At 75.0% G+C, this 20,207-nt stretch carries 19 protein-coding genes; 14 read left to right on the top strand and 5 right to left on the bottom strand.

The features are described from left to right. The first annotated feature begins 43 nt into the window (after nucleotides 1-43). From V6U81_RS18915 to V6U81_RS18900, 4 genes are all read left to right on the top strand, one after another. Nucleotides 44-1,507 (top strand): magnesium chelatase ATPase subunit I, encoded by a 1,464-nt coding sequence (locus V6U81_RS18915; protein WP_334491072.1) that lies wholly within the window; start codon nucleotides 44-46, stop codon nucleotides 1,505-1,507. A gap of 3 nt (nucleotides 1,508-1,510) precedes the next feature. Further along, nucleotides 1,511-3,463 carry a VWA domain-containing protein gene (locus V6U81_RS18910; RefSeq protein WP_334491070.1) on the top strand — a complete coding sequence of 651 codons (1,953 nt, stop codon included), beginning with the start codon at nucleotides 1,511-1,513 and terminating at the stop codon, nucleotides 3,461-3,463. 84 nt (nucleotides 3,464-3,547) lie between these two features. Next, the gene (locus V6U81_RS18905) at nucleotides 3,548-4,033 is read left to right on the top strand and encodes a hypothetical protein (RefSeq protein ID WP_334491068.1); all 486 of its coding nucleotides are present in this window, start codon (nucleotides 3,548-3,550) and stop codon (nucleotides 4,031-4,033) included. 46 nt (nucleotides 4,034-4,079) lie between these two features. Further along, the gene (locus V6U81_RS18900) at nucleotides 4,080-5,162 is read left to right on the top strand and encodes an FUSC family protein (RefSeq protein ID WP_334491066.1); all 1,083 of its coding nucleotides are present in this window, start codon (nucleotides 4,080-4,082) and stop codon (nucleotides 5,160-5,162) included. Nucleotides 5,163-5,236: 74 nt separating this feature from the next. Here the strand turns inward: V6U81_RS18900 and V6U81_RS18895 are convergent, their stop codons facing one another. After that, nucleotides 5,237-6,226 (bottom strand): GlxA family transcriptional regulator, encoded by a 990-nt coding sequence (locus V6U81_RS18895; protein WP_334491064.1) that lies wholly within the window; start codon nucleotides 6,224-6,226, stop codon nucleotides 5,237-5,239. A gap of 1 nt (nucleotide 6,227) precedes the next feature. Here V6U81_RS18895 and V6U81_RS18890 point away from each other — a divergent pair, with 1 nt between their 5' ends. Continuing rightward, nucleotides 6,228-7,577 (top strand): MFS transporter, encoded by a 1,350-nt coding sequence (locus tag V6U81_RS18890; RefSeq protein ID WP_334491062.1) that lies wholly within the window; start codon nucleotides 6,228-6,230, stop codon nucleotides 7,575-7,577. Nucleotides 7,578-7,581: 4 nt separating this feature from the next. Here V6U81_RS18890 and V6U81_RS18885 read toward each other — a convergent pair whose 3' ends face one another. Continuing rightward, nucleotides 7,582-8,331 (bottom strand): RICIN domain-containing protein, encoded by a 750-nt coding sequence (locus V6U81_RS18885; RefSeq protein WP_334491060.1) that lies wholly within the window; start codon nucleotides 8,329-8,331, stop codon nucleotides 7,582-7,584. A gap of 58 nt (nucleotides 8,332-8,389) precedes the next feature. Further along, nucleotides 8,390-8,674, bottom strand: coding sequence for a DUF427 domain-containing protein (locus V6U81_RS18880; RefSeq protein ID WP_334491058.1), 285 nt, complete (start codon nucleotides 8,672-8,674; stop codon nucleotides 8,390-8,392). Nucleotides 8,675-8,808: 134 nt separating this feature from the next. On the opposite strand from V6U81_RS18880, the gene V6U81_RS18875 reads away from it, so the two are divergent. The 4 genes from V6U81_RS18875 (at nucleotide 8,809) to V6U81_RS18860 (ending at nucleotide 13,036) form a co-directional block, all read left to right on the top strand. Further along, nucleotides 8,809-10,191 (top strand): FAD-binding oxidoreductase, encoded by a 1,383-nt coding sequence (locus V6U81_RS18875; protein WP_334491056.1) that lies wholly within the window; start codon nucleotides 8,809-8,811, stop codon nucleotides 10,189-10,191. Continuing rightward, nucleotides 10,188-11,534, top strand: a complete 1,347-nt coding sequence (locus tag V6U81_RS18870; protein ID WP_334491054.1) for a class I SAM-dependent methyltransferase — start codon at nucleotides 10,188-10,190, stop codon at nucleotides 11,532-11,534. Before V6U81_RS18875 ends, V6U81_RS18870 begins: the two co-directional genes overlap by 4 nt. 94 nt (nucleotides 11,535-11,628) lie before the next feature. Beyond that, nucleotides 11,629-12,189: a helix-turn-helix domain-containing protein gene (locus tag V6U81_RS18865; protein ID WP_334491052.1), complete on the top strand. Its 561-nt coding sequence runs from the start codon at nucleotides 11,629-11,631 to the stop codon at nucleotides 12,187-12,189. Further along, on the top strand, nucleotides 12,182-13,036 hold the full coding sequence (locus V6U81_RS18860; RefSeq protein ID WP_334491051.1) for an SRPBCC family protein: 855 nt from the start codon (nucleotides 12,182-12,184) through the stop codon (nucleotides 13,034-13,036). Before V6U81_RS18865 ends, V6U81_RS18860 begins: the two co-directional genes overlap by 8 nt. Before the next feature lie 322 nt (nucleotides 13,037-13,358). Here the strand turns inward: V6U81_RS18860 and V6U81_RS18855 are convergent, their stop codons facing one another. Further along, complete coding sequence (locus V6U81_RS18855; protein ID WP_334491048.1) at nucleotides 13,359-14,576, bottom strand: RNA polymerase sigma factor; 1,218 nt, start codon at nucleotides 14,574-14,576, stop codon at nucleotides 13,359-13,361. Nucleotides 14,577-14,582: 6 nt separating this feature from the next. Next, nucleotides 14,583-14,915, bottom strand: a complete 333-nt coding sequence (locus V6U81_RS18850; protein ID WP_334491046.1) for a YciI family protein — start codon at nucleotides 14,913-14,915, stop codon at nucleotides 14,583-14,585. Between the two features lie 124 nt (nucleotides 14,916-15,039). Between V6U81_RS18850 and V6U81_RS18845 the strand changes: the two genes are divergently transcribed. The 5 genes from V6U81_RS18845 (at nucleotide 15,040) to V6U81_RS18825 (ending at nucleotide 20,144) form a co-directional block, all read left to right on the top strand. Further along, complete coding sequence (locus tag V6U81_RS18845) at nucleotides 15,040-15,273, top strand: zinc-ribbon domain-containing protein (RefSeq protein ID WP_334491044.1); 234 nt, start codon at nucleotides 15,040-15,042, stop codon at nucleotides 15,271-15,273. 256 nt (nucleotides 15,274-15,529) lie between these two features. After that, the gene (locus V6U81_RS18840; RefSeq protein WP_334491042.1) at nucleotides 15,530-16,924 is read left to right on the top strand and encodes an MFS transporter; all 1,395 of its coding nucleotides are present in this window, start codon (nucleotides 15,530-15,532) and stop codon (nucleotides 16,922-16,924) included. Next, nucleotides 16,921-18,009 carry a hypothetical protein gene (locus V6U81_RS18835; protein ID WP_334491039.1) on the top strand — a complete coding sequence of 363 codons (1,089 nt, stop codon included), beginning with the start codon at nucleotides 16,921-16,923 and terminating at the stop codon, nucleotides 18,007-18,009. Before V6U81_RS18840 ends, V6U81_RS18835 begins: the two co-directional genes overlap by 4 nt. Next, entirely contained in the window at nucleotides 18,006-19,520 is a 1,515-nt protein-coding gene (locus V6U81_RS18830; protein ID WP_334491037.1) for a hypothetical protein, read from the top strand. Before V6U81_RS18835 ends, V6U81_RS18830 begins: the two co-directional genes overlap by 4 nt. Before the next feature lie 54 nt (nucleotides 19,521-19,574). Next, nucleotides 19,575-20,144, top strand: coding sequence for a hypothetical protein (locus V6U81_RS18825; RefSeq protein WP_334491035.1), 570 nt, complete (start codon nucleotides 19,575-19,577; stop codon nucleotides 20,142-20,144). The last annotated feature ends 63 nt before the right edge of the window (nucleotides 20,145-20,207 follow it).

Below are 20,207 nucleotides of genomic sequence, written 5' to 3'. Positions count from 1 at the left end.
CGGGCGGGCGGAACCGGGCAGCCGGCCGCGGGCCCGCGCTAGCGTGGGTCGGGTGACTGAGCCCAACCAGGTTGTCCCGGTCCCGCCCGCCGACCTGCCCGGCACGCTGGGCGAGCTGCGCGCCTCCGGCCACCGGTACCGCAGCGTCAAGTCCGAACTCCGCGACAACCTTCTCGCCCGGATGCGTTCCGGCGAGGACCGCTTCCCCGGCATCGTCGGCTACGACGACACCGTCCTTCCCGAGGTCGAGCGGGCGCTGCTCGCCGGCCACGACATGGTGCTGCTCGGCGAGCGCGGCCAGGGCAAGACCCGGCTGATCCGTTCGCTGGTGGCGCTGCTCGACGAGTGGACGCCGGTGCTCCCCGGCTCGGCGCTCAACGAGCACCCGCTGCACCCGCTCACCCCGGCGTCCCGCGCGCTGGTCGCCGAGGCCGGCGACGAGCTGGCGATCGCCTGGCTGCACCGTTCGATGCGGTACGGCGAGAAGCTCGCCACCCCGGACACCAGCGTCGGCGACCTGATCGGCGACGTGGACCCGATCCGGCTGGCCCAGGGCCGTACCTTGGGCGACCCGGAGACCATCCACTTCGGACTGGTGCCGCGCACCAACCGGGGCATCTTCGCGGTCAACGAGCTGCCCGACCTGGCCGAGCGGATCCAGGTGGCGCTGCTCAACGTGCTGGAGGAGCGGGACATCCAGGTCCGCGGCTACCAGCTGCGGCTGCCGCTGGACCTCTTCCTGGTGGCCAGCGCCAACCCGGAGGACTACACCAACCGGGGCCGGATCATCACCCCGCTGAAGGACCGCTTCGGCGCGGAGGTCCGTACCCACTACCCGGTCGACCTGGAGCTGGAGCTGGCGTTGATCTGGCAGGAGGCCGACCTGGTCGCCGAGGTGCCGGAGCACGTGCTGGAGGTGCTCGCCCGGTTCGCCCGCGCGGTCCGCGAGTCGCCGTCGGTCGACCCGCGCTCTGGCGTCTCCGCCCGGTTCGCCATCGCCGCCGCCGAGACGGTCGCCGCCGCCGCGCTGCGCCGCTCCGGCCTGCTCGCCGCCGGTCCCGCCGCCGAGGGGGTACGCCCCGAGGCGCCGGTCGCCCGGGTCGGCGACGCGGTCTCGGTGACCTCCACGCTGCGCGGAAAGGTCGAGTTCGAGAGCGGCGAGGAGGGGCGGGAGATCGAGGTCCTCGCCCACCTGCTGCGGACCGCCACCGCGGAGACCTTCCGGGCCCGCCTCGCCGGGCTGGACCTGTCCGGTTTCACCGCGCTGGTCGCCGAGGACGGCATGATCGAGACCGGCGAGCTGGTCTCCTCGGCCGAGCTGCTGCGCCAGGTCGGCACCGTGCCGGGACTGGCCAAGGCGCTGGACCGGCTGGGACTGGGCGACGCGCCCACCCCGGAGCAGGCCGCCGCGGGCGTCGAGTTCGTGCTGGAGGGGCTGCACCTGACCCGCCGGCTCGGCAAGGACGTCACCGAGTCGGGCCGTACCGTCTACGGCGGCCGGGGCTGAGGCGTGGCCGGAAACCGGTTCCGCTACGGCCAGTGGCGCGGCGGGCCCGACCCGCTCGCCCCGCCGTACGACGTGCGCGCCGCGGTGGACGCGGTCGGCGCCGAGGTGCTGGCCGGCGGCAGCCTGCGGGAGGCGCTGCGCGACCTGCTCCGCCGTGGCCCGCAGGGGCACGGCGGCCTGGAGGACCTCGCCGCCCGGGCCCGTCGGCTGCGCCGCGAGGCACTGCGCCGGGGCGACCTGGACGGCGCGGTGACCCGCTCCCGGGCGCTGCTCGACCAGGCGCTCGCGGCCGAACGCGACGAGCTGCGCGGGCGCACCGACGACGACGCCCGCTTCGCCGAGGCGGTGCTGGACAATCTGCCCCGCTCCACCGCCCGCGCGGTGCAGGAGCTCTCCGGTTACCGGTGGGCCAGCGAGGAGGCGCGGCAGACGTACCAGCGGATCCTCGACGGGCTGCGCGGTGAGGTGCTGGAGCAGCGCTTCGCCGGGCTGCGGGACGCGGCGCGCGCCGCCGGCGACCCGGCGGTGCAGCGGCAGCTCGCCGAGATGATGGGCGACCTCAACGACCTGCTAACTCGGCACGCCCGTTCCGAGGACACCACCGACGCGTTCGCCGAGTTCATGCGCCGGCACGGGGAGTTCTTCCCGGAGCAGCCGAAGGACGTCGACGAGCTGGTCGACGTGCTGGCCCGTCGGGCGGCGGCCGGGGAGCGGCTGATGCGGTCGCTGTCCGACCGGCAGCGCGAGGAGCTGGCCGGGCTGATGCGCCAGTCCCTCGGCGACCAGCTGGCCGGCGAGCTGTCCCAGCTCGACGACCAGCTGCGGGCGCTGCGCCCGGACCTGAACTGGCAGCGCGGCGAGCGGGTCCGCGGCGACCAGCCGCTCGGCTACGGCGAGGCGACCGGGGCGCTCGACGAGATCGCCGAGCTGGACGAGCTGCTGGACTCGCTCGACCAGGAGCACGCCGGCGCCACCCTGGACGACGTGGACGTCGACGCGGTGGCCCGGACGCTGGGCCGGGACGCCGCCGACGACGTCCGCCGGCTGCGGGAGCTGGAACTCCAGCTGCGCCGGCAGGGTTGGGTGAGCCGGGACGCCGACGGGCTGACGCTCAGCCCGAAGGCGCTGCGCCGGCTCGCCGGCACCGCGCTGCGCCGGGTCTTCGCCGACCTGACCGCCGGCCCGCGCGGCGCGCACGACCTCCGCTCGGCCGGCGCGGCCGGTGAGGTCAGCGGCGCGTCCCGGCAGTGGGAGTACGGCGACGAGCAGCCCCTCGACGTGGTCCGCACGCTGACCCGGGCGGTACGCCGGGCCGGCCCGAGCGTCCCCCTCCAGCTCGCGGTCGACGACTTCGAGGTGGTGGAGACCGAGCGCCGGGCGTCGGCGGCGGTGGCGCTCTGCGTGGACCTGTCGTACTCGATGATCTCGCAGGGGCGGTGGGGGCCGATGAAGCAGACGGCGCTGGCCCTGTCGCACCTGATGGCGACCCGGTTCCCGCAGGACGCGTTGCAGATCGTCGGCTTCGGCCGGGAGGCGATGCCGTTGACCCAGCAGGAGCTGGCGGCGGCGGAGCCGGACATGCAGCAGGGCACCAACCTGCAGCACGCGTTGCGGCTGGCCGGGCGGCACCTGCGCCGGCATCCGGGGGCGGAGCCGGTGGTCCTGGTGGTCACCGACGGCGAGCCGACCGCGCACCTGGACCCGGAGGACGGTGAGGCGTACTTCCACTGGCCGCCGCTGCCGGAGACGATCGAGGCGACCGTCCGCGAGGTCGACAAGCTGACCCGCTACGGCGCCACCCTCAACCTCTTCATGCTGGGCGACGACCCCGGTCTGCGCCGCTTCGTCGACGCGGTGGCCCGCCGCTCGAAGGGCCGGATGTTCACCCCCGAGCTCGACGACCTCGGCGAGTACGTCGTCTCCGACTACCTACGCGCCCGCCACGGCCGCCGCTGACCCAGGGGAGCGGACCCGCCCGTCCGGGTGATCCGGGAGCGGTAGCCGCCCGGTCGACGCGGGCGGGCGGGGTTGGATGGGGGGATGGACAGCTCGGGGATGCGGCGGGCGTACAAGGAGGTGCTCGCCGAGGTGGAGGCGGGTGGGTTCGGGGTGCCCCCGGCGGGGCAGTTGAGCGCGGAGCAGATCGTGGCGCACCTCGCGGCCAACGACGAGCTGATGAGCGAGGCGTCCGAGGCGGTGCTCGCCGGGTCCCCGTACGTCTTCTACGACCTGGCCGGCGTGCACCGGCCGGAGCTGGACGCCCTGGTCGCCGAGTGCGGCGGCCTGCCCGGGCTGGCCACCCTGCTGCGGGCCACCAGCCAGAAGCTCTGCACGCTGGTCGACCGGCTCGGCCCGGCGGCCGACACCGCGGTCGAGACCCACCTGCGCGAGGGCTTCGACCTGGTGGTGGACGAACCGCTGCCCTGGGGTCGCACCCTGGACCTGCACACCCGGGTACACCTGCCCAAGCACCTGGCCCAGCTCCGGATGCTGCGCGACGGGGTGGCCCGCGCGGCCGGGTCATGAGTCGCCCGCTCCGGTGAGGTGGCCGCTGCCGGGCCGCCGTTTCGCGTTGGACGCCGGGCCGGCCGTGATGCGCCGCCGGCTGCGGGTGGCCGCGCCGCTGATCGTTCAGTGCGCGGTGCTGGCCGGTGGTGCGTGGTGGATCTCCCAGTCGCTCCTCGGCCACCCGACCCCGATCTTCGCTGCCACCGCCGCGCTGATCTGCCTGACCGCCGGCATGGGCGGCCGGGGTCGCCAGGCCGTCGACCTGTTCGTCGGGGTGCTGGCCGGGGTCCTGATCGGGGAGGGGGTTCGCGCCCTGCACCTGGGCGGCGGGTTCTGGCTGATCATCCCGGCGGTCGCGCTGGCCATGTCGATGGCCGCCCTCCTCGACCCCCGGCCGTTGACCTACATCCAGGCCGGCGCCGCCGTGCTGATCGTGGTGACGGTCGGCGCGTCCAGTTCGCCGACGGGCTACCTGCTGGACGCCGCGGTCGGCGGTGCGGTGGGGCTGCTCGGCAGCCAGGTGCTGTTCAGCCCGGATCCGGTGAAGCTGGTCGAGGCGCCGGTCCGGGAGATCCTGCGGGACGCGGCGGAGGCCCTGCGCAGCGCGGCCGAGGCGGTGCGCCGAAGCTCGGTGGCGCAGGCGGACGCCGCCTGCGGGCACGCCCGGGAGGCGCACGCCCGGTTGGGGGAACTCTCCGCGGCCCGCACGGCCGCTCGCCGGGTCACCGGTCGGACGGTACGGGGACGGCGGCGAGCGTCGCGGTTGCGCGCGGCTGACCAGCCGCTCGATGACGTGGATGTGCTGGTCGCAGCCGTCCTGCTGCTCTGCGAGGACGTCCGGTCCCGACTGGAGCGGCCGACCCCGCCCCCGGAGGCGCACCCGCCGGCCGTCCCACCGCGACCCTCGCTGCCGGATCAGCTGACGGCGCTGGCGGACGGTCTGACCGCGCTGGCCGACCGCCCGCTGCCGGCCATGCGTCCCGCGCCGCCCACCGGACCACCCCCGCTCCCCACGGCATCCCCCGCACACCCCTGCTCGGGCACCGCCGCTCACCCCTACGACGTCCACCTCCAGGACGTCCTCGCGGCCCTCCATCGCCTCCGCGCCGCTCCGGTTTCCCCCGGTACCCCACCTTCGTCGGTCTAGGGAAGGTGTCGCCGCCGGAGATCGAACCGGGACGCTCTCCCCTGGACCGACGCGACTGGGGACGGGGAGCGGGGCTAGGCGCGGCGGAACGTGCGGCGGTAGGTGGTCGGGGAGACGCCGATGCGGTGGTGCAGTTGCTGGCGGAGGGCGGCGGTGGTGCCGAAGCCGCTGCGCCGGGCCACCTGGTCGACGGGCAGGTCGGTGGTCTCCAGCAGCAGTCGGGCGTGGTCGGTGCGCTGCTGGAGCAGCCACTGGGCCGGGCTCAGGCCGGTCTCCGAGCGGAAGTGCCGGGTGAAGGTGCGCACGCTCATCCGGGCGTGGGTGGCCAGGTCGCGCAGCGCCACCGGCTCGTGCAGCCGCTGCCGCGCCCACTCCCGGGTGGCGGCGGTGCCGCTCGCCGGCCCCCGGGGGACGGGGCGTTCGATGTACTGGGCCTGGCCGCCGTCCCGCCACGGCGGCACCACGCAGCGCCGGGCCGAGCGGTTGGCCACCTCGCTGCCGTGGTCGGTGCGGATGACGTGCAGGCAGAGGTCGATGCCGGCGGCCACCCCGGCCGAGGTCAGCACGCTGCCGGAGTCGATGAAGAGCACGTCCGGGTCGAGGTCGACCGCCGGGTGCAGCCGGCGGAACCGGTCGGCGTACGCCCAGTGGGTGGTGGCCCGGCGGCCGTCGAGCAGGCCGGCGGCGGCGAGCACGAACGCCCCGGTGCAGATCGACATGATCCGGGCGCCGCGGTCGTGGGCGGCGCGCAGCGCCGCCGCCACCTCCGGGTCGACGGTGCCGTCGGTCATCGGCGATCCGCCGTGGATGCCGGGCACGACCACCGTGTCGGCGGTCGCCAGCAGGTCGAGGCCGTGGTCGGGGAGGACCTGGAAGCCGGCGGTGCTGCGCACCGGTCGGCCGCCCGGGGTGCAGGCGTCGACGGTGTAGAGCGGTCGCAGGCCGTCGGTGCGGGCGGTGCCGAAGACCTGGGACGGGGTGCCCAGGTCCAGGCCGACCACGTGGTCGACCGCGAGCACGGCGACCCGGTGCGGGGCGGAGGTCATGGCCCGATTATTGCGCATCATGGCTTCCCGGCCACTCGTCGGCGGGGGCGGTGACTCGCAGACTCGGGAGGTGATCCGAGACCGCCGCTTCCACCCGGCCTGGGCCGTCGCCGCCGTGGCCTTCGTCGCCCTGGTCGGCGCCGCCGGCTTCCGCGCCACCCCGTCCGTGCTGCTGCACCCCCTGCACGCCGAGTTCCGCTGGCCGCTGGCGACCATCTCCGCCGCCGTCTCGGTCAACCTGCTGCTCTACGGGCTGACCGCGCCGTTCGCCGCCGCCCTGATGGACCGGTTCGGCATCCGCCGGGTGGTGGCCACCGCGCTGCTGCTGGTGGCCGCCGGCAGCGGGCTGACCGTGTTCATGACGGCCAGCTGGCAGCTCATTCTCTGCTGGGGCGTGCTGGTCGGGCTCGGCACCGGCTCGATGGCGCTGGCCTTCGTGGCGACCGTCACCGGCCGCTGGTTCGTCCACCGCCGCGGACTGGTCACCGGGGTGCTCACCGCCGGCGGGGCGGCCGGACAACTGGTCTTCCTGCCGCTGCTCGCCCTCCTGGTGCGCGATCACGGGTGGCGGGCCGCCGCGCTGGTGGTGGCCGTGGCGGCGCTGGCGGTCGTACCCCTGGTGGTGTGGCTGCTGCGCGAGCACCCGGCGGATCTCGGCCTGCCCGCCTACGGCGCGACCGAGGTGACGCCCCCCGCGCCGCCGGCCGGCGGCGCGGCGTCCCGGGCGATCGGCGCGCTGGCCTCCGCCGCCCGGACCCGACCGTTCTGGCTGCTCGCGGGCGGGTTCGCGATCTGCGGCGCGACCACCAACGGGCTGGTCGGCACCCACTTCGTGCCGGCCGCGCACGACCACGGCATGCCGGAGACCACGGCGGCCGGCCTGCTCGCCCTGGTCGGGCTCTTCGACATCGCCGGCACGATCGCCTCCGGCTGGCTCACCGACCGGATGGACAGCCGGCTGCTGCTCGGCGCCTACTACGCGCTGCGGGGCCTGTCCCTGCTGGTGCTGCCCGGTCTCTTCGCGGGCCGCGCCGAGCCGAGCATGCTGGTCTTCATCATCTTCTACGGCCTGGACTGGGTGGCCACCGTGCCGCCCACCGTCGCGCTCTGCCGGGAGTACTTCGGCGCCGCCGGCCCGGTGGTCTTCGGCTGGGTCTTCGCCGCCCACCAGTTCGGCGCGGCGGCCGCCGCGACCGGGGCCGGTCTGGTCCGCGACCAGCTCGGCGACTACGCGCTGGCCTGGTACGTCGCCGGGGCGCTGTCGATCGGCGCGGCCGGGCTCTCCCTGCTGCTGCGCCGGCGGCAGCAGGTGCCGACGCCGCTGCCGGTGGTGGTACCCGCCGCGCGGGCCTGGAGCTTCCGGGGCTGACCGGTCAGCCGAGCGCCCATTGCTGCTCGGCCCCGGCGGTGCAGCCGGTCTGGATGAGTTCCGCGCCGGGGTCGGTGCGGGCGTCCCGCACCTGCGCGCACCGGCCGGACTGCACGCTGACCAGGAGCACCGGCCCGGTGCCGACCGGGGTCACCTTCCACTGCTGGTTGGGCTGGCCGTGGCAGCCGAACTGCTGGAGCTTCGCGCCGTCGTCGACGCCGCCGCCGGAGACGTCCAGGCACTGGCCGTACGCCGCGTTGGTGAGGGTCACCACGTCCGCCGCGACCGGGTTAGCCACCCACTGCTGCTCCGGCCCGCCGGTGCAGGGGGCCAGCCGGGCCGTCGCCTGCTCGCCGTCGCCGTCGGGGGCCACGCAGAGTCCGGAGGTCACCGCCCGGATCACCTTCGGGCCGGTCACCGGCGCCGGTGCGGCCGGAGCGGGCGGCGGCGGCGTGGTCGGGGCGGCGGTCGGCGAGAGCGTCGCCGAGATGGTGGTGGGGGCCGCCGCGTCGACCGTCGGCGCGGTCGTCGGCGCGGTGGTCGGCGGCGCGGGCGCGGCCGCCGCCGGCAGCACCGACGGGTCACCGCCGCCGCCGAGCACGCCGGTGGCGAAGAAGACCCCCAGCAGTGCGCCCACCAGCCCGGTGGCCAGCGCGACCCGCATCAGCGGGTCGCGGGGGAGCCCGCGGCGGGCGGCCGGGCGGGCGCCGTAGACGGTGCCGGTCGGGTCGTGGTGTTCGTCGGGGACGGACATGGGGGCATCCTGACTCACCGACCGCCCGGTCGGCCAGTCCGACGCGGGCGGGCGTGACTCAGTCGACGACCTTCACGTCCTTCCAGAACGCCACCCGGCCCCGGACCGCTTCCGCGTCGGGCTTCGGCTCCGGGTAGTACCAGACCGCGTCGGCGCTGGTCAGGCCGGCGTGGCTGAGTGTGTAGTAGGAGGCGGTGCCCTTCCACGGGCAGACCGTGTGGGTCGACGACTCGGTGATCAGGTCGTCGCGGAGGGCGGAGCGGGGGAAGTAGTGGTTGCCCTCCACCATGACGGTGTCGTCGCTCTCCGCGACGACCAGGTCGTTCCAGACGGCTTTCGGCATGACTCCACGCTATGCCGCGGGTCCCGCCGCGGCCACCGGTTGCTCAACGGGGCGGTTCCGGATCGGGTAGCCGATGGCAAAAGACCATCGTGGACATCCCACCCGGAGCGGGTTCACGCGCGTAAGGTGATCTCATGCGCGCGCAGCGTGATCATGACCAGGCGGTGGACAGGTTGCGGCGATCGTACGCCGCGGTGCCTGCCGGTCAGCCCGTCCGCCTTGCCAAACGCACCTCCAACCTGTTCCGGCCCCGCTCGGCCACCGGCAGCCCCGGGCTGGACGTCAGCGGCCTCGACGGAGTGCTCGCCGTCGACCCGGCCGCCCGCACCGCCGACGTGCAGGGCATGTGCACCTATGAGGACCTCGTCGACGCCACCCTCCCGCACGGGCTGATGCCGCTGGTCGTGCCGCAGCTGCGGACGATCACCCTGGGCGGCGCGGTCACCGGGTTGGGCATCGAGTCGACCTCGTTCCACAACGGCCTGCCGCACGAGTCGGTGATCGAGCTGGACGTGCTCACCGGCGCCGGTGAGATCGTCACCGCCCGCCCCGACGGGGAGCACGCCGACCTCTTCGCCGCCTTCCCCAACTCGCTGGGCAGCCTCGGCTACGCCACCCGGCTGCGCATCGAGCTCCAACCGGTACGCCACGCGGTGGCCCTGCGCAACGTGCGGTTCAGCCGGCTGGAGGAGCTCACCCAGGCGATCGGTGACGTGATCGCCAAGGGCGAATGGGACGGGCAGCCGGTCGACGCGATGGACGGGGTGATGTTCAGCCCCGGCGAGGCGTACCTGACCCTGGGCACCTTCACCGACGACGCGCCCCGGCTCAGCGACTACACCGGCCAGGAGATCTACTACCGCTCGCTGCGCCGGCGCACCCGGGACGCCCTGGGCACGTACGACTACCTCTGGCGCTGGGACACCGACTGGTTCTGGTGCTCGTCGGCGTTCGGCGTGCAGCACCCGGTGGTCCGCCGGCTCTGGCCGGCCCGACTGCGACGCAGCGACGTCTATCACCGGCTGGTCCGGCTGGAGCACCGGCACCAGGTGGCCGCCCGGGTGGACCGCTGGCGGGGCCGGCCGGCCCGGGAGCGGGTGGTGCAGGACGTGGAGATCCCGCTCGACGGGACCGCCGACTTCCTGCGCTGGTTCGCCCGCGAGGTGGGGATGACCCCGGTGTGGCTCTGCCCGTTGCGGCTGCGCGAGCCGTCCGGTCCGGGTTCGGCCCGGGTCTGGCCGCTCTATCCGCTCCGGCCGGGGGAGAGCTACGTCAACATCGGCTTCTGGGGGAGCGTGCCGATCGCCGAGGGCGCAGCTGACGGCGACGTGAACCGCTCGATCGAGCGGGCGGTGTCGGAGGCGGGCGGGCACAAGTCGCTCTACTCGGACGCGTACTACGACCGAGCGGCCTTCGACCGGCTCTACGGCGGGGAGACCTGGCGCGCCGTGAAGGACCGCTACGACCCGGACCACCGGCTCACCGGACTCTACGAGAAGGCGGTTGCAAGGAAATGAGCCTGACCGACCGAGAACAGGGGGCGGCCGCCTCGCCGGCCACCCCGCCAGCGGGGGGCCGGCGCACCGGCCCGACCGTCGCCGACGTCGTCCGCGCGGTCACCAACTCGGACCTTCCGGTCCGCATCACCGGGTACGACGGCAGCGCGATCGGCCCCGCCGACGCCGGGATCACCCTCTCCATCCGCACCGAGCGGGGCCTGTCGTACCTGCTCACCGCCCCGGGCGACCTGGGCATGGCCCGGGCGTACGTCAGCGGCGACCTGACCCTGGAAGGGGCGGTCCACCCGGGTGACCCGTACGAGGCGTTGGTGGTGCTCAAGGACGGCCTGAAGCTGCGGGCGCCGGCGGTGGCCGAGGGGCTGGCCCTGGTGCGCGGACTGGGCTGGGAGCGGCTGATGCCGCCGCCGCCCCCGCCGCAGGAGGCGCTGCCGCGCTGGAAGCGGGTGATGAACGGGCTGCGGCACTCCCGCGTCCGGGACAGCACCGCGATCTCGCACCACTACGACGTCTCGAACGCCTTCTACGAGAAGGTGCTCGGCCCGTCCATGACGTACACCTGCGCGGTCTTCCACAGCCCCGGTGACACGCTGGAGCAGGCCCAGGCGGCCAAGTACGACCTGGTCGCCAACAAGCTCGCGCTGAAGCCGGGGATGACGCTGCTCGACGTCGGCTGCGGCTGGGGCGGCATGGTCCGGCACGCGGCCCGCGAGTACGGCGTGAAGGCGCTGGGGGTGACCCTGTCGAGGGCGCAGGCGCAGTGGGCGCAGGCGGCCATCGAGCGGGAGGGACTGTCCGGGCTGGCCGAGGTGCGGCACCTGGACTACCGGGACGCCCCGCGGCAGCAGTTCGACGCGATCTCGTCGATCGGGCTGACCGAGCACATCGGGGTGCGCAACTACCCGGCGTACTTCGGGGCGCTGCGCGACCGGCTGCGCCCGGACGGCCGGCTGCTCAACCACTGCATCACCCGGATCGACAACCGGGCCCCGCACCGCTCCGGCGCGTTCATCGACCGGTACGTCTTCCCGGACGGGGAGTTGGCCGGGCCGGGCCGGCTGATCGGCGAGATCCACGACGCCGGTCTGGAGGTGCACCACGAGGAGAACCTGCGGCAGCACTACGCGCTGACGCTGGCCGGCTGGTGCCGCAACCTGGTGGAGCACTGGGACTTCTGCGTCGGCGAGGTGGGCCCGGGCACGGCCCGGGTGTGGGGGCTCTACATGGCCGGTTCCCGGCTGGCCTTCGAACGCAACGGCATCCAGCTGCACCAGGTGCTCGCCACCCGCAACGGCCCGGACGGCAGGTCGAGCTACCCGCTGCGGCCCGACTGGACGCCCTGACCGCCGCCGGTCGACGCGAGCCGCGCCGGAGTCGGCGCGGCTTTCGTCGATCCCATTGACAAACAGATTTTGTACGTACAAGCTGGTTTTTGCGATGAGAGACGTCCTGTACCTGGAGCAGATCGAGCAGGCCGAGGCCCTGCTCAAGCCGCAGCGCGTCGAGGTGCTGCGGCAGTTGGCGGAGCCGGGCACCTGCACCGAGGTGGCGGCCCGGCTGGAGCAGACCCCGCAGCGGGTTTACTACCACGTCAAGCAGCTGGTCGCGGCCGGCCTGGCCGAGCAGGTGTCCAGCCGCCGGGTGCGCGGCATCAGCGAGGGCATCTACCAGGCCGCCGCCCGGTCGTACTGGCTGTCGCCCCGGCTGGTGGGCCGGATCGGCGGCCTGCGCCGGGCCCGCGACGAGTTGAGCCTCGGCCACCTGCTCGACCTGATGGAGGAGGTCCAGGCCGACGTCGCGGCGCTGGACCGGACAGCGCCGGAACTGCCCTCGATCGGGGTCTCCGGCGAGATCCGGGTGCCGGCCGAGCGCCGGCAGGAGTTCCTGCACGACCTGCAGTCGACACTGCGGGACCTGTTCGCCCGCTACGGCGGTGCCGAGGGAGACGCCTTCAAGCTCGCCGTGGCCTGCTATCCCAAGGAGAACGACCGTGACTGAACCGATGAAGCTGAGCGCCCGACTCGCCGCGCCGGTCGAGGCCGTCTGGGCCGCGCTCACCACGCCGGCCACGCTGCGCGTCTGGCTGACCGAGCACGCCGAGGTCGAGCTGCCCACCCGGTACGAGTTCTGGGGCCGGCACACCCCCGAGGGCGACGCGCCGCACCAGCGGTTGCTGCACGCCGACGACCACATCCTCCGGTTCGCCTGGCTGCTCGACGGGGTGGAGACCGCCAGCGAGATATCCCTGGCCCCCGACGGGCCGGACGCGACGCTGCTGACGCTGACCCAGACCGACTTCGACTTCGCCGACGCGCTGAGCGGCAAGGGCATCCGCGGGGTGCTGCACACCTGGTGGGCACTGTCCATCGCCAACCTCGCCGCCCACCTGGAGGGGCGCGCGCTGCTGCCGAAGACCGACTTCACCTCCACCGACCTGCGCGGCGAGCTGCTGATCGACGCGCCGATGGCGAAGGTGTGGGAGTCGCTGACCGACTCGGCGCAGGCCAGCGCCTGGTTCGGGTACCCGATCGGGATCGAGCCCTGGGTCGGCGGCCGCTACGCCATGGGCGGCTTCGAGCAGGGGTACGCGGCCAAGGTGCTCGACCTGGAGCCCGGCCGGAAGATGTCCGTCGACTGGGGAGCCCCGGGCGTCGTCAGCTGGGAGCTGGCCGAGTCCGGAGGGAAGACGAAGCTGACCTTCGTGCAGAGCGGCTTCGACGAGGGCAACCCGCCGTACGCGGCGTGGAGCGGGTCGGTGGCCGGCCTCTCCGAGCTGCGCCGCTTCCACGAGATGGCCGACTGGAAGCCGATCTGGGTCTCCGTGGAGATCCCGTCCGGAACCTGAGCGCCCCACCCGGAGCCGGGCGGCGCGGTGCCTGGTGGCGCGGCCCGGTCCGGACATCGTCAGGTTGGTACCGCTGGTGTCCACCCCGCCGGGTCCGACCAGGGTTAACGGGCGCTACGAACTTGATGACGTAGACGAATCATCACCTCGAGTTCGGTCGAGGGCCCGGGCGATTCGCGAACGTCATCAAGTTTGTAGCGCCCGACCTGACCTCCGTCGGAGACCGGGACCGGATGGGGAATCCGGAACGCCGAACCGATCCGGCTGCTGGCCGCGATCCGGCCGATGCCCGCCGGGCCCCGAGCCCGGCGGGCAACGGCGTTCAGCCCGCCGGGTCGAGTTGGCCGGCCCGCCGCAGCAACGCCCGCCGTTCGGCGGCCGAGGCGACCAGCCCGGCGGCGTCCCGGAACAGCGCGGCGGCCCGGAGAGCGTCGCCCCGGCGGGCGGTCAGCTCCGCCTCGGCCGCCAGCGCCGGCGGGTAGCCGTCGAGCGCCCCACCGGCCCGGGCCTCGGCGACCAGGGCCAGCCCGGTCGCCGGTCCGTACGCCAGGCCGTGCGCCATTGCCCGGTTGAGCCGGACCACCGGGCTGGGATGGAGCCGGGCCAGCTCGTCGTACCAACCGGCGATCGCCGGCCAGTCGGTGGCGGCGGGAGTGGGCGCGGTGGCGTGCGCGGCGGCGATCCGGGCCTGGAGGGCGTACGGGCCGTGCCGGTGCGCCCGGGCCAGCACCGCCAGCCCCTCGGCGACGGCTTCGTGGTCCCAGCGGGAGCGGTCCTGCTCGTCGAGGGTGCGCAGGTTGCCGTCCGGGTCGCGGCGGGCCGCCCGGCGGGAGTGCTGCAGGAGCAGCAGCGCGAGCAGCGCCGCGACCTCGGACTCGTCGGGCATCAGCCGGTCGAGCAGCCGGGCCAGCCGGACCGCCTCGTCGGCGAAGGCGGGCTCGCCGTCGGCGTCGTACCCCCGGGTGAAGAGCAGGTAGAGCACGGCCAGGACGCCCGGCAGCCGCTCGACCAGCGCGGCCCCGGTCGGCACCCGGTACGGGATGCCGGCCGTCGCGATCTTCGCCTTCGCCCGGGTGATCCGACGGGTCATCGTGGACTCGGTGACCAGGAAGACGCGGGCGATGTGGGCGGTGGGCACGCCGGCCACGGTGCGCAGGGTCAGCGCGACCCGGGCCTCCGGGGCCAGCGCCGGATGGCAGCAGGTGAAGATGAGTCGCAGCCGGTCGTCCACCACGGTCCCCTCGGCCTCGGCGGGCGCCGGCTCCGGATCGGTGAGCAGGGCCAGCTCCCGCAGCTTGCGGCGTTCCACGGCGGCGCGGCGCAGCACGTCCACGGCCCGGTTCCGGGCGGTCGTCATCAGCCAGCCGCCCGGATTCCCGGGTACGCCGTCGCGCGGCCAGCGTTCGAGCGCCAGCGTCAGCGCCTCCTGGGCGCAGTCCTCGGCGAGCGTCCAGTCGCCGGTGACCCGGATCAACGCGGCCACCACCCGCGGGTACGCCTCGGCACCCGCCACCGTGACCGCGTCGACCGCGTCCGTCACCGGCGATCAGTCCAGGTCCACCAGGGGGCGCAGTTCGAGCCGGCCGGCGTAGGCCATCGGGTGCCGGCGGGCCACCTCGATCGCCTCGTCCAGGTCGGCGCACTCCAGCAGGTCGAAGCCCACGATCACCTCCTTGGTCTCCGCGAACGGCCCGTCGGTCAGCAGCAGCTCCCCGTCGCGGACCCGCACCGTGGTGGCCGCCGACGGCTCGGCGAGCACGCTGCCCATCAGGCGCTGGCCCTTGCCGTCCCGCTCGGCCACCCACTGCTCGATGTCGGGCGCGGCGCTCGGGTCGGCGTCGGGCTCGGTGTCGCTGCAGACGAACATCAGGTACTTCATCTTCGACGCTCCTCGGTGTCGTGGTCGGTCACCAGGGTGACGAACGGGATACGCGGTTCCGGACACCTGCCTACCAGAAAAAATCGGAGGTGATATTCGGTGGCTCGCGGGGTACTGGCGGGCGATGTTCTTCATCTTCGGACTCCGCACCAAGGTCTCCCGCTCGGGTGTGCTCACCGCGGTGTGCCGCAACTGCCATCATCAGGCCTCGCAGGTCATCACCCGCCGGTCGACGAAGTTCACCCTCTTCTTCATCCCGCTGATCCCGATCCGGACCCGCTACGTGCAGCAGTGCTCGTTCTGCGGCGCCGAGTACGCCGTGTCCCGGCACGAGGCGCAGCGCCTCCCGGTCGGCTGATCCGGCGATGGCCCGTTTCCTCTGCTGGCTGATCGGCCGGCAGCCCGTTCCGCCGGTGCACACGGTGCCCCGGCCGCCGTGCACGCCGGGCCGGCGCCGGCACCGTCGGCGCAGCCGCCCGCTCGCCGGCGCACAGTCGCCTCGCTCGCCCTGGAACCGGTCGGCCGGCCGCTGACCCGGTGATCCTCGTCCCCGTACGGATCTCGCCCCGACCTGCGCGCTCTAGGCTGGGGCCGCCGTCCGAACGGGGAGATCTGTGCGTAACCACCCGACCGTCGTGCTGGTCGCCGTCCTGCTGTCCACCCTCTCGCTGCCGGTCTCGCTGACCGGCGCCTCGGTCGCACTGCCGGAGATCGGCCGGGATCTACACTCGGGGCTGGCCGGGGTGCAGTGGGTGGTGAACGGCTACAACGCCACCTTCGCCAGCTTCATGCTGGCCACCGGGGCGCTCGCCGACCTGTTCGGCCGGCGGCGGGTCTTCGCCGCAGGCGTCGCCCTCTTCGCCGCGTCGGGTCTGCTCGGCGCGGTCGCCGGGAACATCGTGCTGCTCGACGTGGTGCGCGCCCTCGCCGGCGTGGGCGCCGCGGCCGCCGCGACCAGCGGCTCGGCCATCCTGGCGCACACCTTCCACGGTCGGGCCCGGGCCCGGGTGTTCAGCGTCTTCGGCACCACCATCGGTGTCGGGTTGGCCTTCGGCCCGTCGATCGCCGGGCTGCTCATCTCCGCCTTCGGTTGGCGGGCCGTGTTCGCGGCGCCGGCGCTGGCCGCCCTGCTGGTGCTGGCGCTCACCCCGCTGCTGCCGGAGTCGCGCCAGCCGCTGCCCGGCCGGATCGACTGGCCGGGGACGGTCACCTTCACCGCCGCGCTGCTGCTGCTCATCTTCGGGTTCGTGCAGGGGCCGGAGCTGGGCTGGTCCGCCCCGGTGATCGTGGCGGCGTTCGCCGCGGCGGCCGCCCTGCTGGTGGCGTTCGTCCGGGTGGAGCGGGGCCGCGCCGACCCGATGTTCGACCTGGCCCTGCTCGCGAGCCCCCGTTTCGTCGGCATCTGCCTGGCGGCGGCGACCATCGTGGCGGTGCTGGTGCCGCTGCTGGTCTACCTGCCGTCGTACCTGACCACTGTGGTCGGGATGACCCCGGGCGCGGCCGGCGCCACGCTGATCCTGCTGACCGCGCCGACCCTGGTGCTGCCGCTGCTCACCGGCGCGCTGACCCGGTTGGTGCCGGCCCCGGCGGTGATCGTCACCTCGGTGGCGGTGGTCGCGGTGGGCGCCGCCTGGGCGACCGTGCTCGGCCCGGACGTGGGTGCCGCCGCGCTGGCCGGGCCGCTGCTGACCATCGGCGTCGGGGTCGGGCTGTCGATCGGGCTGCTGGACGCCCTGGCGATCGGCAGCGTCGCCCCGGGGCGCGCGGCCACCGGCGCCGGAATGATCAACACAGCCCGGCTGGCCAGCGAGACGGTGGCCATCGCGGTGGTCGGGGCGGTGCTGGCCAGCACCACCGCCGGCCGGCTCGCCGATCCCGGCTTCACCGGCGGGCTGCACGCGGTGCTCTGGTCGATGGCGGCGGTCGCCGTGGTGGCCGCCGTGGTCACCGCCGCGCTGGTCCGGCGCCGGGCCGGGTCGCCGGGTGGCGGCTATCGTGGCGTGTCGTGACGAGCACCGCGCAGCGCCTGGCCGAGATCCGGGGTGGGACGCCGCCCAAGCGGCACAACGCCCGGACGATCGCCGCGCTCACCGGCAATCCGGGCTGCACCCGCCGGGCCGTGCTGGACGGGGCGGGGGTGGACAAGCCGAAGCTGGCCGAGCGGATCGGCTTCCCGGCCCGCTTCGGGCAGTCCCGGTTCGCCATCACCCGGGGCAACGCGTTCGAGGCGCAGGTCAAGGCCGACGGTGGGGCCGAGCTGCTCCGGCTGGTCGCGGAGCGGCTGGGCGTACCGGTGCCGGAGCGGGCCAGCTGGACCGACCTGGGCGGCGCCGACGACCTGCCGGACCGGCACGAACGCTCCCGGGCCGCGTTGACCGGCGGCGGCGCTGACGCCGCGCTCTTCGACCATCCGCTGCTCGGGCTGGACGTGGCCGGGCGGCGGGTGCACCTGGAACCCGACCTGGTGGCCGCCCGCCTCGCCGGCCGGTTCCACGTCGTCGAGATCAAGTCGTTCCCGGTGGTCGACGGGCAGGCCGACCCGGCCAAGGTCGCCGCCGCCGCCATCCAGTCCGCCGTCTACGTGCTGGCGCTGCGCGACCTGCTCGCCGCCGCCGGCCACGACCCGGAGCTGGTCTCGACCGACGTGGTGCTGGTCTGCCCGCGGGACTTCGCCAACCGTCCGGTGGCCAGCCTGCTCGACGTCCGCAAGCAGCTGCTGGTGCTGCGCCGCCAGCTGGACCGGATGGCCCGGCTGGACACCCTGCTCGACGCCGTGCCGGTGGGCTTCACCGCCGACCCGGCCGCCGACCCGGCGACGCTGGCCGCCGCGCTGCGCACCGTGGAGGCCCGCTACGCGCCGGAGTGCCTGGCCAGTTGCGAGCTGGCGTACTTCTGCCGGGACGAGGCGCGCGGCCACACCGGGGCGCTGGGCCGGCCGGTCCGGGAGGCGCTCGGCGGCGTCGGCACCGTCGAGGAGGTGCTGGCGCTGGCCGCCGGCGAGCGAACCGCCGACCCCGGGCAGGAGGAGGCCGCCGCGCTGCTGCGGGCCGCCGCCCGGTTGCGCGCCGACGCCCTCACCGGCCGCTCCGCATGAGTACGCTGCGCGCGCTGGCCCGGGCGCAGGCCCTGGCCGCCGGGGTGGCCCAGCCGGTGGCCACCGTCCGGCACCTGCACCTGGCGGAGCGCCCGCTGGTGCTGGTGCCGCTGGCGATGGCGGGCGAGGCCAACGCCCCACTCGCCGCGCTGGTCGGCACCGTCCCGGACGAAGCGCGGCTGCTGGTGGTGGCGCAGCCCCGCAACCGGGACCAGCGGTTCCGCTTCGCCGCCGAACTGGCCGGCGTCGTGCTGCCCTGGTTGGACGGTCACCGGGGCGCCACCGAGGCGGCGCCGGTGGACCGGGGGAAGGACGTCCGCCACCGGTACGTCGACGCGCCGCAGCTGCTGGTGCCCAACCCGGCCGGGATCACCTTCCTGCGGCTGCTCGGCCGCTCCACCCGGTTCCGCCGCCCGGACGGCGACTACCCGGTGCACCCGTCGGTGCCGCTGCTCGGCCGCTGGCTGACCTTCCTCGCCGAGCGGGCCGAGCACCCCGGCTCGTCGGCGCTGGTGGCTATGACCGACGCGCTGACCCTGCACTGGGCCACCGGGCAGAGCGCGGTGGAGGACCTGCACCTGCCGGCGCTGCTCGGCTGGATCGACCCGCCGGCCGGGCTGACCGGGGCGCAGGCGGCGGCCCGGGCGGAGGACCCGGCGGTCTGCCCGCCGGCCGGCCCGGCCACCGACCCGGAGTTCGACAACCGGGTGCTCGCCCCGGCCATCGCCGGGTACGCCGACGCGGCCGACGACCCGGACGCGCGCGCCGGGGCGTACGCGGAGCTGGAACGGGTGCTGCGCGACCAGCTCGCGCCCACCTGGGAGCTGATGTGGCGCGGCGTCGGGTTGCTCCGGGCGTTGCCGGCGGGGGCCCGGGTGGCCGGCCGGTGGGACGCCGACCGGGACGCCTTCACCGGGTACGCGGAGCACGTCGACGGCGGCGGCAGTCCGCAGCCGCGGCGGGACGGCGCGGTGGCGGCGGCGGTCCGGCTGCACCGGCTGGAACGCGCGCTGACCTCGTACGCGGTCCAGCGCGCCTACGACGATCCGCTGGTCATGGCCGAGCACCGGCTGGCCGGCGAGGCGTTCGTCGGGGACGTGACGCTGGCCGACCCGAAGCGGGTGGACGACACCGGCAAGCGGCCGGTGCTACGACCCCGGATCCAGGTGGTGACCACCGAGCCGGTGCCGATGCCGGTCGGCGCGACGCTCTGGTCGCCGGCCCGGCCGGCGCAGAAGGCCAGGGTGGTCTTCGTGACCCCGGGCGCGGACGGCAAGACCGAGGTGGTGCTGGAGCTCTCGGGCGGGATGGGGCGCGGGCTGACGGCGCCGCCGGGCAGCGTGCCGGAGGTGGGGGAGCGGCTCTGCCTGACCACCCTGTCGGATGCGTTCCTGCCGGCCGGGGCGTTCCCCGCGCCGGACGAGACCCCGTGGACGCACGGCGGCCCGCCGGTCTCGGCCGCCGACCGGCCGGTGGCCGGCGACGGTGACCCGGCGGAGGCCTGGGCCTGATCGGGCGGAGTTAATCCGTTGCGTCGGGTGCCGGCCCGCTGCGACGGTCGGGGCATGCGAGTGACGTTCGAGCGGCCGCGCGACCACGAGCGCGGCACCGCGCTGATCGAACGCGACGACGGCGTGGTCTACCGGATGGACGGCGGGCCGGTGACCGGCGCGGAGATCCCGCACGATCTGATCCACTTCGAAACCGAACGCACCCTCGGCATGTCGGACGGCGTGTGGGGCGCGATCGCGTCGGGGGTGGTGTTCCGCAGCATGCGGCACGTCGGGGGCCGGCGTCCCCCGCACGCCGCCGAACGGTCCCACGCGCTGGTCCGGGCGCACCGCGACGCGTTGCGCCGGGCGGAACTCGCCGGTGGCGTCGTGGAACGCCTGCTGTCGACGGCGGAGCCGACGCCCGAGGTCCGCGACGCGATCGCCGTCATGCTCGGCGGGCTGCCCGACCTCGACCTGATCGCCGCCCGCCGGGCCGCCGAGGCGGTACGGGAGGCAGGGGCGCGCTGGTCGGCGCTGCCCGTCGGTGCGGGGCTGGTGCTCGACTGGCCGGCCCGGCTCCGGCTGCCCGCTGCGGCCGCGCGCCCCGGCCGGGACCGCCGGCCGGCCACCCGCCGCCGCTGACCCGGATCGGCCGGACTCCGCGCCCGGTCGGTTCCGGAGTGCTCCCGCCCGGTCGCGGACCGT

Origin of the sequence: Micromonospora lacuserhaii (assembly GCF_036902735.1) — a bacterium.
Classification (GTDB): domain Bacteria; phylum Actinomycetota; class Actinomycetes; order Mycobacteriales; family Micromonosporaceae; genus Micromonospora.
Note: the sequence above shows the minus strand (reverse complement) of the source record. Positions and strands in the feature narration are given on the sequence as shown.